Here is a 13,732-nt window from a genome sequence, read left to right as displayed (position 1 = left end):
AGCGTCGCGCGATTCGCGGGACGCTGGCGCAAGATCGCGGGGAACGATCAGAACGTGGTGCGCAAACCGACCTGAATGCTTCGCCCTTCTGCCGGCGCAATGTCGCGCAGAATCGAGCTGGCATAGCGCACGGTCTGGTTGGTCAGGTTCTCGGCATTGACGAAGGCCAGCCATTTGCTCTGGCCGACGTCAAAGTGATACCCCACATTGGCACCCAGCGTGGTGTAGCCATCGGTGCTGCTTTCATTGTCCGGCACCCGATGCTGGGAACTGGCGTGCTCCACATCGATCCGCGCCTGCCAGCGGTCCAGCTCCCACAGCAGCCCGGTGTTCAGGCGCAACGGCGCGATGCGCGGCAGATCCTGACCGTTGTCGAGGTTCTTGGCCCGGGTGTAATCGCCCGACAATTCCAGCGCGAACTTGCCATAGGCGCTCTCGCCGAGTTTCCAGCGGTCCTGGGCTTCGATGCCGCTGAAGCGCGCACGGACACCGGAGTAGGCATATTCGGGAATGCCGGCGGCGTCTTCTTCGCCTTCATCATTGAGGGTGCGCCCGGTGCCGAGCAGACCGATGTAATTGGAGAAGTGGCTGTAGAACACGCCAACGCTGCCCTTGTGCGTGCCATTGTCGAAACGCAATGCCAGATCGCTGGAGACGGCTTTTTCCTTCGAAAGACCCGCATCCCCGACTTCATAAGTGCCGGTCGCGACGTGGGCGCCGTTGGCGTACAGCTCGTAGAACGTCGGTGCCCGTTCGGTATAGCCCAGCGTGGCGGCGACCGACCAGATCGGCGTCAGCGTGTACACCGCGCCGGATGACAGGCTGCCGGCGGTGAAACTGCTGGAGCGGTCAGCATTGGCGAAGCGCTCGTTGCCTTTGGCGTCAGGATCGACCGTGGTGTGCTCCAGGCGACCGCCGAGGGTGAACAGCAAACGATCTGTGGCTTGCAGCTCTTCCAGAACGAACAGTGCGCCGGCATTGGTATCGGTGTGCGGCACGAAGGCTTCTTCGCCCAGTGCCGAGAATTCATTACGGCTGACCTGTGCGCCAACCACACCGTTGAACGGTCCCAACGGCTGGTGTCGGGCCTCGACACGGGCTTCGTAGCCCTTGTTCTTGAACGTGGTACCGACCTCGCCACCCTCGATCTCGCGGTGCTGATAATCGGTGTACCCGGCGTCGAACTTGACCGAACTGAACGGGCCGTCGAGGTTGCGGATTTCCGAGGCGAACGCGTAGTGCTCCTGCTGCATGCGAATCCGCACGTCGTCTTCGGCCGGCGAGCCGTAGTTGGAGTCGTAGTTGCTGTACGACAGCCCCGCATAACCGTCATCCCAGGTGTACGACCCGCCGACCGCGCCGCCGTCCTGACAACCGTCGCTGTTGGCCAGCCGATGTTTCTTCGAATCGCCATCGTCGTTCGCCCGTTCGCGGCCGGTTTTGGCGTAGCCGGGAATCTTCAGGTCATTGAACTCGCGGGCGCTGGCGTCCAGGTGCAAGGCAAACTGACCGTTACCGGCCTCCAGTTTGCCCGCGCTGCTGCGAGTGGTGTCGGCGCCGCCATAGCGCAGTTCGCCGGCGCCGTGAATGCCGTCGATGGCTTCGGTCGGAATCCGGTTGTCGAAGGTGTTGACCACCCCGCCGATGGCGCTGCCGCCATAAAGCAACGCAGCCGGGCCACGGACGATCTCGATGCGTTCGACGTTGACCGGATCCAGCGGCACCGCGTGATCGTAGGACAGCGACGAAGCGTCAAGCGCGCCGACGCCGTTGCGCAGGATGCGAATGCGATCGCCGTCCTGCCCGCGAATGATCGGGCGACTCGCGCCCGGGCCGAAATAAGACGATGACACCCCCGGCTGCTTGTTCAGGGTTTCGCCCAGACTGCCTTTCTGCTGCAGCGTCAGGTCATCACCGCTCAACACGGTCGAGGGCGACGCGAGGGTCTGGCTGCCCAGTGGATTGGCAGTGATGACTTGGGGTTGCAGTTCGAGGGGGTCGGCAGCGAACGCGGGGGATGCGATCAGCAGCGCGGAGGCCAGCAGGCTGGGCTGGAAGGAGGGAAAACGGGCAGACATTTCTAGAATTCCGTAAGGCAGAAAGGACGGGACCGACGCCACTGCCACGCGGACATGTCAGTGACATCGATCAGATGAAATCATTTTTATGTTATACAATAACATTTCCAATGGCCATCACGATTCTTGCCACGATGTTTACGACAACCGCTCAAGCGCGGGACTTTCAGCGCTCAACCCTGCCACTCGCGAACGAACGGTCTGTGCATTTCCAGAAAAATCCACCGCAGAGGGCGGTAAAAGACTTTGCCTATCGGCCACCAATAGTCGGCCTATTAGCCGACATCCCGAGTCGGGTCTAGCCTTACTACTCCGAAGTCGGCACGAGCCGGCCGCAGAAGACCTGATAAGGACCCGAACATGGCAAATGAATCGAAATGCCCGTTCAATCACGCCGCCGGCGGTGGCACGACAAACCGCGATTGGTGGCCGAATCAACTGAACCTGAAAATCCTGAGTCAGCACTCGTCCGCCTCCGATCCGATGGGCCCGGACTTCGACTACGCCAAGGCTTTCAAAAGCCTGGATTTCCAGGCCCTCAAACGCGATCTGACGGCGCTGATGACCGACTCTCAGGAGTGGTGGCCAGCGGACTTCGGCCACTACGGCCCGCTCTTCATCCGCATGGCCTGGCACAGCGCCGGTACCTATCGCACCGCTGACGGCCGTGGCGGCGCCGGTTCCGGCCAGCAACGCTTCGCCCCGCTCAACAGCTGGCCGGACAACGTCAGCCTCGACAAGGCCCGCCGCCTGCTGTGGCCGATCAAACAGAAATACGGTCGCAACATTTCCTGGGCCGACTTGATCGTCCTCACCGGCAACGTCGCGCTGGAATCCATGGGCTTCAAGACTTTCGGATTCTCCGGCGGACGTCCCGATGTGTGGGAGCCGGATGAAGATGTGTACTGGGGTTCGGAAAACACCTGGCTGGGCGGCGACACCCGTTACGGCAAACACCCCGAAGCCATGCAGGAACCGGGCGACGGCACGCTGGTGGCCGAACCTGCCGAGCACGGCCATGAACAGAGCCGCACCAATCAGGGCGAACGCAACCTGGAAAATCCGCTGGCCGCCGTGCAGATGGGCCTGATCTACGTGAACCCGGAAGGCCCCGAAGGCAATCCCGACCCGGTGGCCTCGGCCAAGGACATCCGCGAAACCTTCGGCCGCATGGCCATGAACGACGAAGAAACCGTCGCCCTGATCGCCGGCGGCCACGCCTTCGGCAAGACCCACGGTGCCGGCCCGGCCGATAACGTCGGCCCGGAACCGGAAGCCGCCGGCCTCGAAGAGCAAGGTCTGGGCTGGAAAAACAGCTTCGGCACCGGCAAGGGCGCCGACACCATCACCAGCGGCCTGGAAGTAACCTGGACCACCACCCCGACGAAGTGGAGCAACAACTACCTGGAAAACCTGTTCGGCTTCGAGTGGGAACTGACCAAGAGCCCGGCCGGTGCCCATCAGTGGAAACCGAAAAACGGCGCCGGTGCCGGCACCATTCCCCATGCCCACGACCCGAACAAACGCATCGACCCGACCATGCTCACTTCCGACCTGGCCCTGCGTTTCGACCCGGCCTACGAGAAGATTTCGCGGCGCTTCCTGGCCAATCCCGATCAACTGGCCGACGCCTTCGCCCGCGCTTGGTACAAGCTGATCCACCGCGACATGGGCCCGCTGTCACGCTATCTCGGCCCGGAAATGCCACAAGAAGAACTGCTGTGGCAAGACCCGATTCCCGAGGCCACGCATCCACTGGTGGACGACAGCGATATCAGGGCGTTGAAAGGCAAAGTGCTGGCGTCCGGGCTGTCCATTTCGGAACTGGTCTCTACCGCGTGGGCAGCCGCGTCGACCTTCCGGGGTTCGGACAAACGTGGCGGCGCCAATGGCGGGCGTCTGCGTCTGGCACCGCAGAAGTTCTGGCAGGCCAACCAGCCGGAGCAACTGGACAAAGTGTTGAAGATTCTGGAAGGCATTCAGAACGAGTTCAATGCCGGGTCGTCGGGCAAGCAAATCTCGCTGGCGGACCTGATCGTGCTGGCCGGTAACGCCGGAGTCGAGCAAGCGGCGAAAAACGCCGGGCACACGGTGACCGTGCCGTTCAATCCGGGGCGCACGGATGCAACTCAGGAGCAAACCGACGTCGAGTCGTTTGGCTTCCTCGAACCGCGCACCGACGGCTTCCGCAATTACGCCGCCAACACCTACCGCGTGCCGGCCGAGGCGTTGCTGATCGACAAGGCGCAACTGCTGACCCTTTCCGCCCCGGAAATGACCGTACTGATCGGCGGCCTGCGCGTGCTGGACACCAACGTCGGCAAAACCAGACACGGGGTATTCACCGACAAGCCCGGCACCCTGACCAACGACTTCTTCCGCAATCTGCTGGACATGGGCGTGGAATGGAAACCGACATCGAAAACCGAGTTCGAAGGCCGGGATCGTAAAACCGGCAGCGTGAAATGGACGGCGACCCGGGTCGATCTGGTGTTCGGTTCCAACTCGGTGCTGCGGGCGCTGGCCGAGGTGTATGCCAGTTCCGATGCGAAAGAAAAGTTCGTCACAGACTTCGTTGCGGCCTGGGCGAAGGTGATGGATCTGGATCGGTTTGATTTGCGCCAATAAGGGCTTTTTCATCCAGCCACAAAAAACGCCGCTCATTGAGCGGCGTTTTTTTATTGCCCTGAAACAGCGTCAGGCCAGGCTTTTGCTGACCACTTCATACACATCACTGGACAGCTGACCGGACGCGAGAATCCGCTCCAGCTCCGCCTTCATCAGCGCCTGACGAGCGCTGTCATACTTGCGCCAGCGGGTCAGCGGCGCCAGTTGGCGCGAAGCGATCTGCGGGTTGAAGCCGTTCAGCTCGATCACCAGATCCGCGAGGAAGCGATAGCCCGAACCATCCGCCGCATGGAAGTTGATCAGGTTCTGCCCGGCGAACGCTCCGACCAGCGCACGCACCTTGTTCGGATTCTTGATGTTGAACGCCGGGTGCTGCATCAGCGCTTTGACCCGCACCAGACCGCCCGGCAAGGTGCTGCCGGCCTGCACGCTGAACCACTGATCCATGACCAGCGGATTGTCCTTGAAGTGCTCGGCGAAACTGGCCAGGGCTTTGGCTTTCTCGTCGTCGAACGGCGAGTTGACCAGCACCGCCAGCGCGGTCAGGCGCTCGGTCATGTTGTCGCAGCTGTCGAACTGTTCCAGGGTTGCCGCCAGCACTTGCGGCTTGCCGCTGAGCATCAGGTACGACAGCGCGATGTTCTGCAACGCGCGACGGGCGAAGTGCTCGGCCTCGGCCACGTACGGGGTTTGCTTCGACAGCTCGCGGTTGGCTTGATAACGCAGCCACAGCGCCTCGAACAGGTTGTCCGCCAGTTGCTGACGGGCGAACTCGCGGGCGGTGTGGATCGCGTCCACGTCGGCGATTTCGCTGATTTCGGTCAGGTAGGCTTCGCTTGGCAGCGAGAGCATTTCCGCGACCATCGCCTGATCCAGCGACTCGTCCGACAGCACGGTGCGCAGGGCCGAAATCAGACGTGGGTCGAGCACCAGGCTTTCGCCCTTCTGCTGCTGGCCGATCAGTTCTTGCAGCACCTGCACCGACAGTTGCTGGCCGGCATCCCAGCGGTTGAAACCGTCGGTGTCGTGCTGCATCAGGAACATCAACTGATCGCGGTTGTACGGGAAGCTCAGTTTCACCGGCGCCGAGAAACCACGCAGCAACGAAGGCAAAGGTTGTTCGGCGATGTCGACGAAGGTGAAGGTCTGTTCCGCTTCGGTCACCGAGATCACTCGAGTGGTGCCTTGGGCCGAGGCTTCGCCGGCCAGACGCAGGGCAATCTCGTTGCCCTGGCTGTCGAGCAGGCCCAGTTCCACCGGGATCACGAACGGCAGTTTTTCAACCTTGTCCGGGGTTTCCGGGCAGCTCTGGCGGAAGGTCAGGCTGTAGGTTTTCGCAGCGGCGTCGTAAGACTCGCTCACCGCCAGACGCGGTGTGCCGGCCTGGCTGTACCAGCGCTTGAACTGGGTCAGGTCGACGCCGTTGGCATCTTCCATGGCCTTGATGAAGTCATCGCAGGTCACGGCCTGGCCGTCATGACGTTCAAAGTACAGGTCGCTGCCCTTGCGGAAGCCTTCGGCGCCCAGCAGGGTGTGGATCATGCCGACCACTTCCGAACCCTTTTCGTACACGGTCAGGGTGTAGAAGTTGGAAATCTCGATGAAGCTGTCCGGGCGCACGGCGTGGGCCATGGGGCCTGCATCTTCGGCGAACTGGTGGGTACGCAGATAGGCCACGTCCTGAATGCGCTTGACCGTGGCCGAGTTCATGTCGGACGAGAAACCGGCGTCGCGGAACACCGTGAAGCCTTCTTTCAGCGACAGCTGGAACCAGTCGCGGCAGGTCACGCGGTTGCCCGACCAGTTGTGGAAGTATTCGTGAGCGACGATCGCTTCAACCCGCTGGTGCGCGGCGTCGGTGGCGGTTTCGGCGCGGGCCAGTACGGCGCTGGAGTTGAAGATGTTGAGGCCCTTGTTCTCCATCGCGCCCATGTTGAAGTCGTTCACGGCGACGATCATGAAAATGTCCAGATCGTACTCGCGACCGTAGACCTCTTCGTCCCAGCGCATCGACTTCTTCAGGCTGTTCATGGCGTGCTGGCACTTGTCGATGTTTTCCGGCTCGACGTAAATGCGCAGCGCCACGTTGCGGTTGGTCATGGTGGTGAAGCTGTCTTCAACGCACCACAAGTCACCGGCCACCAGTGCGAACAGGTACGCCGGTTTCATGAACGGGTCTTCCCAGGTCGCCCAGTGCCGGCCGTCTTCGCCGGGGCCGCTGGCGATCGGGTTGCCGTTGGACAGCAACACCGGGTAGCTGTGCTGCTCGGCGACCACGGTGGTGGTGAACTTGCTCATCACGTCCGGGCGGTCGAGGTAATAGGTGATCTTGCGGAAACCTTCGGCCTCGCACTGGGTGCAGAACATCGTGCCGGACTTGTACAGGCCTTCCAGTGCGGTGTTGGTTTCCGGGTGGATCCTGACGCTGGTGTCGACCGTGAAGGTTTCGCTGGCCGGTTGCAGGGTCAGGTGATTCTCCGTCAGTTGGTAGTCAGCGGCGCTCAGCTCCTGGTCGGCCAGGGTCACCGAGAGCAGTTCCAGCTGCTGGCCATCGAGCACCAGCGGCGGCAGGCCCGGGCCACGGGCCGGGTTGCGGCGCATCACCAGTTGCGCGTGGACCAGACTGTGGTCCTCGAACAACTCGAAGGTCAGGTGTGTTTCGTCGATCAGGTACTCGGGCGCCTGATAGTCCTTCAGGTAAATCATCTTCGGTTGTTCGGTGCGCATGCTGAAGTCCTTATTGATGCACGGCGAGCTGATAGGCCGTGTACTTGCGAATGTTGATCACGCCGGTGTCGAAGATCAGGTACTGGCCCTTGATCCCCAGCAGCGTGCCTTCGGCAATCGGGTTCTTGTCCAGGTTGAAGCTGACAATCTTGGCCGGGTACTGCTCGACCGGGTAACGGATTTCCAGCGGCTCGACGTCGGTCACCGGCTGAATCGCCTGCAGACCGAAACGTTCCTGCAAGCCTTGCAGGCCTTCGGCGCAACTGGCGAACAGTTGATCGCGCACCTGCGCCAGATCCACCGCCGCAGCGTCGCCCTTGAGCAAGGCGCGCCAGTTGGTCTTGTCCGCCACCTGACTGCGGAACAGGTCTTCGACGAAGCCCGACTGCTGCCGCGTGGCGACGCGCATGATCGGCAGCGCCTGGCTCGCGCCCTGGTCGAGCCAGCGGGTCGGCAACTGAGTGGCGCGGGTGATGCCGACCTTGATTCCCGACGAGTTGGCCAGGTAGACGACGTGGTCGGTCATGCAGAACTTCTCGCCCCACTCCGGCTCCCGGCAGGTGCCGGCCTCGAAATGGCAGCGCTCCGGACTCATGATGCACACGTCGCACTGAGCCAGCCTGGTCATGCACGGGTAGCAGTAGCCCTGACTGAAACTGGTCTTGGTCTTGCGTCCACAATGGGTGCAATGGATCGCCCCCAGGTATTCCAGACGCACCGTCGTGCCGATCAACGGGTTGACCGGCACCTCGACGTCATCCAGACGAAACGCATATTGCACATTCGGCCCGTCCAGGCGCGCCGACATTTTGCTGATTGCACCGCGGCCAATCTCGATCAATGGAGGGCGTCCGACTTGAACAGGATGTTCGGCACTTCGATCGACTTCGACGCACATTCCTGCGGGCCCATGTAACCGGTGCGCTCTTCTTCAGGCAGGTTCTGGATTTCCCAGGCGATCATTGCCTGTAGCGACAGCTCGCGCTGTTCGGCGGTGAGCTTGCCACCGTCGGACCATTTGCCGATCTCTACGGCCAGTTTCAGGCTCTGGTAGATGTCCGGGGTGATGTTCTTGATCAAATCGTTAAAAGAGGACATCAGGGTCTCCGTGCTCTTTATTCAAAAATTCAGGCGGCCAGTTTACGGCGGTTGTACAAACCGCCCAACAAACCGGTGAAGCATCCGATGAGTAACCCGCCGACGTGGGCGGCGTTGGCGATCTGGCCGAAACCGATCATCGAGATCAGCCCGGACATGCACACCAGCAACCACACCAGCATCATCACCAGCACGCCGCGGGGCAGACGATAGGCCGGGTTCGGTGCCAGCAACTGGAAGATCCAGCAGTGGCCGAGCAGCCCGTAAAGCACGCCGGACAGGCCGCCAAACAGGCTGGGACCGCTCCAGGCAAACTGCGCATAGTTGGAAACGAGGCTGAACAGCAGCGTCAGGCCGATCAGGTTGATACTGCCCTGGCGCGACTCGATGCGCCGCCCCAGTTCCCAGTACCACATGCCGTTCATGGCCAGGTGCAGGATGCCGAAGTGGATCAGCATCGGCGTGAACAGGCGCCACCACTGCCCCGCCGCCAGGCTGTCGGCCAGTGAGGTGAAATGGATGTAGTCGCCGACCACGCGAAAATCGAGGAAGGTCAGCCAGCGCATCGTGTCGAGGTTGTCGCCCAGGTACGTCAGGCCGCCGACCAGCAGACTCAGCAACAGGATGAAGCCGGTAGCCTTTGCGTGTTTCAGTTGCTCGGCGAAGCTCGGCCGCTTGAAGGTCGGCGCCACCGGAACATCCAGTTGCTGATCCGGGTCACCCGCCGGGAAGCGTTCGTACAGAGAGCGCACGTCTTCGCTGATTTCCGACGGTACCCACAGCACCTGCTCGCCCGACTCTTCGCTGACGCGATGCGGCACCTGCATGCGTTGCAGCAGTTTGACGAAACCACTCAGGTCCGCCGCCAATGGCAGACGCAATACCGCTACCGCGCTCATCGCAGCACCTCCGGCCGCTCGACATCGACCCAGACAAATTTATGCGGATCCAGGCGGGTTTCCTGATCCAGACGATAAGCCACCAGTTTGCCGTAGAGCACGGCGCTGTAATCCAGGCACGCGAGGTTCGGGCGAATCGGCGCCGGTTTGCCGCTGCGCCAGTAGTGACCGACGAACAGCAACGGCTCATCGACGCCGTAGCGCAACAGGGAATTCTTTTCGCTGGAGGTCAGCGGCTTCTGCGCCACCGGTTCCGGCAAGGCGTCGGGCTGGAACACGATGTCACCGTAAGTCTGCGGATCGTCTTCCCAGAATTTGGTGCGGAAGAACGAACGCACCAGACCGTCGCCGCTGGTCATGGTCAGGCCATCCGGCAGGCGCATGTCGGTGCCGCGCAGCAGGCGATCGAACACCGTGCAGGCAAAGCTGCCCGGCACGGCGGAAGCCTGAAGGAAGTGCTCATCGATGCAGCCATCGGGGAACAGCGCGCGCAGCGGCTCGATCAGGCCGGCATCCCAGCAGGCATGTACGACTCGAAAACGTCCGGCATCAACGAACAGCGGCAGTTGGTAGAACCATTGCTGGAAGTCGTGCCAATCGCCCGGATGGTCTTCGAACTGGGTCAGGGTTTCGTGCAGCAAACGGGCATGGCGTGGCGTGTGCTCGCGCACGAACTGCTTGCCGCTGCCGGGCGGAGCCGGTGTGCTCCAGCCCAGCGCGTTGAATTCGTGGTTGCCCATGATGCACAACGCCTGACCGGCCTCGACCATGTCGTGGACGATGTGCAGCGCCTCGCGAATCCGCGGGCCACGGTCGATGATGTCGCCGACAAACACGGCCATGCGCGAAGGATGCCGCCAGACCCCGCCCTGCTTGTGGTAACCAAGACGGTCCAGCAGGTGTTCCAGGGTCAGGGCGCATCCGTGCACGTCACCAATCAGGTCATAACTGCGCGCGGGATCGAGCATCAGTCGCCTCCACCACCCAACTTGCTGCCCCAGCCGAGCTTGGTCCGGCAGACTTCGTAGTAGTTGTGGTCGAGCGGATGGATCAGCCGCAGCTTCTGCGCTTTCTTGCTGACGGTGATGGTGTCACCCGGCGCGCAGGTGAAGTGGTTCTGCCCGTCGCAGGAGACTTGCGGGTAAATCTGCATATCTTTGGACACGACGATTTTCAGCTCACTGTTGCCATCGACCACAATTGGCCTGCCCGACAAGGTATGGGGGTACATCGGCACAATCACAATAGCGTCGAGCTTGGGATGCATGATCGGGCCACCGGCCGACAATGCGTACGCGGTAGAACCGGTCGGCGTGGCGACGATCAGGCCGTCGGCCTTCTGGCTGCAGACGAACTGGCCGTCGATGTACAGCTCGAACTCGATCATCCGCGTCGATTTGCCCGGGTGCAGCACCACATCGTTCAGCGCATCGCCCTGGCCGATGGCCTCGGCGTGGCGGCGGACTTCGGCCTGCAGCAGGAAGCGGTTTTCCACCAGATAGTGGCCGTCGAGCACTTCGGCGACCTTGATTTCCAGCTCGTCGGGGCGGATGTCGGTGAGAAAGCCGAGGCTGCCACGGTTGATCCCGAGCACCGGAATGTTGTGCTTGGCCAGCGCTCTTGCCGCACCAAGCAGGCTGCCGTCACCGCCGACGACGATGACCATGTCGCAGACTTCGCCGAGCATCTTGCGCGACGAGGTTTGCAGGCCGTGGCCGGGCAGGACTTCGGCGATGGTGTCTTCGAGGATCACATGCAGGTGACGATCGAGCAGAAAGCGTTTCAGTCGGCGGACGGTATCCAGCACCTGGGAACTGCCCAGGCGACCGATGATGCCGATATTACGAAATTGCTCCATGGGACTCCTGCGGGGGGCTGCGACGGCGAAAACGACGATTATGGGCGAAAGCGCCGGATAGACAAAACCCTTTCAGCCCAAGAGTGCGCCTGTGTTTAAGGCTATGCTCGCAAGATGATCCTATTTCCCGATTTGCTCCAGTTGCCCCACCAATTGCGCCATCCTGAAGTGCGCGATCTGGCGTGGGTGATCCTCGCCCCGCCGATGCTCGACGCCACGCCGTGGCCGCAACGTCATCCACTGGCCGGCAGCGACTGGGTGCATGACCCTGAGCGACTGGCGCACTGGCTGCATCGGCTCGATCGTGACAGCTATGGTCTGCTGCAATGGCTGTCCCAGGCCCGCACCCGGCGCCTGGGCCTGTATTACGAGCGGTTGTGGCAATTTGCGGTGGAACACGCGCCGGGCATCGAACTGATCGCCGCCAACCTGCCGATCCGCCGCGAAGGCCACACCCTGGGTGAACTGGACATGCTGCTGCGCGACCGTGACGGCGTGCATCACCTGGAACTGGCGATCAAGCTCTACCTCGGCCCGCAGAACGGTGACGGCCGCGATCCGGCGCAGTGGCTCGGCCCCGGCTGCCATGATCGACTGGACCGCAAACTGGCCCACCTGAGCGAGCACCAGCTACCGATTTCCGCCCGCCCGGAAAGCCGCGAGGCCCTCGCGGCGCTGGATATCGAGTCGTTCAGTGCGCAGTTGTGGCTGGGCGGTTATCTGCTGTATCCATGGCCCGGGCAGTCCGAACCGCCGAGCGGTGCCCATCCGCAGCATCTGCGCGGCAGCTGGCTGCATCAAAAGGACTGGCCGGCGTTTGTCGCCCAGCGCCCGGCCGGGCGCTGGCAACCCCTGCCCCGCCACGCGTGGCTGGCGCCGGCGCATTACCCGGCCGATCAGGCCTGGAGCCACCAGCAGTTGCGTGCCTGGTTCGATGAACTTGAACCGCTGGCCCCGGCGCAGTTGATGGTGCGCCTGACCGAAAATGCCCGGGGCGAATGGGAAGAGGCCGAGCGGCTGTTTCTGGTTTCGGATCTGTGGCCGAACGTGCCCGGACAGAGTTAGACGCTCAGCCGCAGCGCCAGCGCGGCCAGCGTGACCAGCAACACCGGCACCGTCAGCACAATCCCGACTTTGAAGTAATACCCCCAGCCGATCCGGATATCCTTGCGTGCCAGCACATGCAGCCAGAGCAGAGTCGCCAGACTGCCGATCGGGGTGATCTTCGGCCCCAGGTCACTGCCGATCACGTTGGCGTAGATCATCGCTTCTTTCACGACACCGGTCGCCTGACTGGCATCGATCGACAGCAGACCGATCAGCACCGTGGGCAGATTGTTCATGATCGACGACAACAATGCCGTCAGCACGCCGGTGCCCATGGCCGCGCCCCACACGCCATACCCGGCAAAGACATCCAGCCAACCGGCCAGATGATCCGTCAGCCCGGCATTGCGCAGACCGTAGACCACCAGATACATGCCCAGGGAGAAAATCACGATCTGCCACGGCGCTTCTTTCATCACTTTGCGCGTGGAGATCTTGTGCCCCCGAGCGGCGATACCCAGCAACAACGCCGCGCACACCGCCGAAATGGCGCTGATCGGAATCCCCAGCGGTTCCAGGGCAAAACAACCCACCAGCAGGATCACCAACACCGCCCAACCGGCGTAGAACGTGGCCTTGTCGTGGATCGCCGTCTCCGGGTGCTCCAGCTGTTCAGGGTCGTAGGCTGTCGGAATGTCGCGTCGGAAAAACCACAACAACACCGCCAGCGTGGCGGCGACACTGACAAAGTTGACCGGCACCATCACCGCCGCATAGCGATTGAAACCGATGTGAAAGAAGTCTGCCGAGACGATGTTGACCAGGTTCGACACCACCAGCGGCAGGCTCGCGGTGTCGGCAATGAACCCCGCGCCCATGACAAACGCCAGGGTTGCCGCCGGAGAAAAGCGCAGCGCAAGCAGCATGGAAATCACGATGGGCGTGAGGATCAGCGCCGCGCCGTCATTGGCGAACAACGCCGACACCAGTGCGCCGAGCAACACCATGTAGGCAAACAGCTTGCGACCGCTGCCCCGCCCCCATCGCGCCACGTGCAATGCGGCCCAGGCAAAGAACCCCGCCTCGTCGAGCAACAGACTGATGATGATAAGCGCCACGAAAGTGCCGGTGGCGTTCCAGATGATCTGCCACACCAGCGGAATATCGCTCAGGTGCACCACGCCGAAAATCAGCGCCAGAATCGCTCCGAAGGTCGCACTCCAGCCGACCCCGAGGCCCTTGGGTTGCCAGATCACCAGGGTAATGGTCAGCAGGAAAATCAATGAAGCAGCAAACATTCGCGACAGCCTTCAATAAAAGGGAAAGAATCAGACCACAAAAAAACCTGTGGGAGCCAGCTCCCACAGGTTCGTTATGTTGTCAGAAAAATCAGTGGA

10 protein-coding genes are annotated in these 13,732 nt (G+C 62.0%); 2 read left to right on the top strand and 8 right to left on the bottom strand.

Translation table 11 applies throughout. The features are described from left to right. Positions 1-47: 47 nt before the first annotated feature. Positions 48-2,078 (bottom strand): TonB-dependent receptor, encoded by a 2,031-nt coding sequence (locus ACSPX5_RS06335; protein ID WP_439821194.1) that lies wholly within the window; start codon positions 2,076-2,078, stop codon positions 48-50. A 360-nt stretch (positions 2,079-2,438) separates the two neighbouring features. Here ACSPX5_RS06335 and katG point away from each other — a divergent pair, with 360 nt between their 5' ends. Next, positions 2,439-4,706 (top strand): catalase/peroxidase HPI, encoded by a 2,268-nt coding sequence (gene katG / locus ACSPX5_RS06330; RefSeq protein WP_439821193.1) that lies wholly within the window; start codon positions 2,439-2,441, stop codon positions 4,704-4,706. A 69-nt stretch (positions 4,707-4,775) separates the two neighbouring features. On the opposite strand, the gene pepN is transcribed toward katG, so the two are convergent. From pepN to ACSPX5_RS06300, 6 genes are read right to left on the bottom strand one after another with little or no spacing between them, the layout of a single operon-like run. After that, the gene (gene pepN / locus ACSPX5_RS06325; RefSeq protein WP_439821192.1) at positions 4,776-7,433 is read right to left on the bottom strand and encodes an aminopeptidase N; all 2,658 of its coding nucleotides are present in this window, start codon (positions 7,431-7,433) and stop codon (positions 4,776-4,778) included. A gap of 10 nt (positions 7,434-7,443) precedes the next feature. Further along, positions 7,444-8,274: a DUF2797 domain-containing protein gene (locus tag ACSPX5_RS06320; protein ID WP_207866011.1), complete on the bottom strand. Its 831-nt coding sequence runs from the start codon at positions 8,272-8,274 to the stop codon at positions 7,444-7,446. Next, the gene (locus tag ACSPX5_RS06315; protein WP_085686493.1) at positions 8,271-8,531 is read right to left on the bottom strand and encodes a YeaC family protein; all 261 of its coding nucleotides are present in this window, start codon (positions 8,529-8,531) and stop codon (positions 8,271-8,273) included. Before ACSPX5_RS06315 ends, ACSPX5_RS06320 begins: the two co-directional genes overlap by 4 nt. Before the next feature lie 29 nt (positions 8,532-8,560). Continuing rightward, on the bottom strand, positions 8,561-9,430 hold the full coding sequence (locus ACSPX5_RS06310) for a rhomboid family intramembrane serine protease (protein WP_439821191.1): 870 nt from the start codon (positions 9,428-9,430) through the stop codon (positions 8,561-8,563). Next, positions 9,427-10,401, bottom strand: coding sequence for a metallophosphoesterase (locus tag ACSPX5_RS06305; protein WP_169432621.1), 975 nt, complete (start codon positions 10,399-10,401; stop codon positions 9,427-9,429). The genes ACSPX5_RS06310 and ACSPX5_RS06305 overlap by 4 nt, the downstream gene beginning before the upstream one ends. Next, a complete protein-coding gene (locus ACSPX5_RS06300; RefSeq protein ID WP_011333623.1) occupies positions 10,398-11,288 on the bottom strand; it encodes an NAD(+) kinase in 891 nt (296 codons plus the stop codon). Before ACSPX5_RS06300 ends, ACSPX5_RS06305 begins: the two co-directional genes overlap by 4 nt. A gap of 114 nt (positions 11,289-11,402) precedes the next feature. On the opposite strand from ACSPX5_RS06300, the gene ACSPX5_RS06295 reads away from it, so the two are divergent. Next, positions 11,403-12,353: a DUF1853 family protein gene (locus ACSPX5_RS06295; protein ID WP_169429909.1), complete on the top strand. Its 951-nt coding sequence runs from the start codon at positions 11,403-11,405 to the stop codon at positions 12,351-12,353. Here ACSPX5_RS06295 and ACSPX5_RS06290 read toward each other — a convergent pair. Then, a complete protein-coding gene (locus ACSPX5_RS06290; protein ID WP_439821190.1) occupies positions 12,350-13,633 on the bottom strand; it encodes an arsenic transporter in 1,284 nt (427 codons plus the stop codon). The genes ACSPX5_RS06295 and ACSPX5_RS06290 overlap by 4 nt on opposite strands. Between the last annotated feature and the right edge of the window lie 99 nt (positions 13,634-13,732).

Source organism: Pseudomonas sp. HLG18 (assembly GCF_051903985.1).
GTDB classification, from domain to species: Bacteria; Pseudomonadota; Gammaproteobacteria; order Pseudomonadales; family Pseudomonadaceae; genus Aquipseudomonas; species Aquipseudomonas fluorescens_BT.
This window is presented reverse-complemented; position numbering and strand designations above follow the sequence as displayed.

What these genes read in the sequence shown, in the direction of transcription:
- katG (WP_439821193.1), top strand. Translation starts at nt 2,439, where the DNA reads ATGGCAAATGAATCGAAATGCCCGTTCAATCACGCCGCCGGCGGTGGC.
- ACSPX5_RS06315 (WP_085686493.1), bottom strand. Translation starts at nt 8,531, where the DNA reads ATGTCCTCTTTTAACGATTTGATCAAGAACATCACCCCGGACATCTAC.
- pepN (WP_439821192.1), bottom strand. Translation starts at nt 7,433, where the DNA reads ATGCGCACCGAACAACCGAAGATGATTTACCTGAAGGACTATCAGGCG.
- ACSPX5_RS06300 (WP_011333623.1), bottom strand. Translation starts at nt 11,288, where the DNA reads ATGGAGCAATTTCGTAATATCGGCATCATCGGTCGCCTGGGCAGTTCC.
- ACSPX5_RS06290 (WP_439821190.1), bottom strand. Translation starts at nt 13,633, where the DNA reads ATGTTTGCTGCTTCATTGATTTTCCTGCTGACCATTACCCTGGTGATC.
- ACSPX5_RS06295 (WP_169429909.1), top strand. Translation starts at nt 11,403, where the DNA reads ATGATCCTATTTCCCGATTTGCTCCAGTTGCCCCACCAATTGCGCCAT.
- ACSPX5_RS06335 (WP_439821194.1), bottom strand. Translation starts at nt 2,078, where the DNA reads ATGTCTGCCCGTTTTCCCTCCTTCCAGCCCAGCCTGCTGGCCTCCGCG.
- ACSPX5_RS06310 (WP_439821191.1), bottom strand. Translation starts at nt 9,430, where the DNA reads ATGAGCGCGGTAGCGGTATTGCGTCTGCCATTGGCGGCGGACCTGAGT.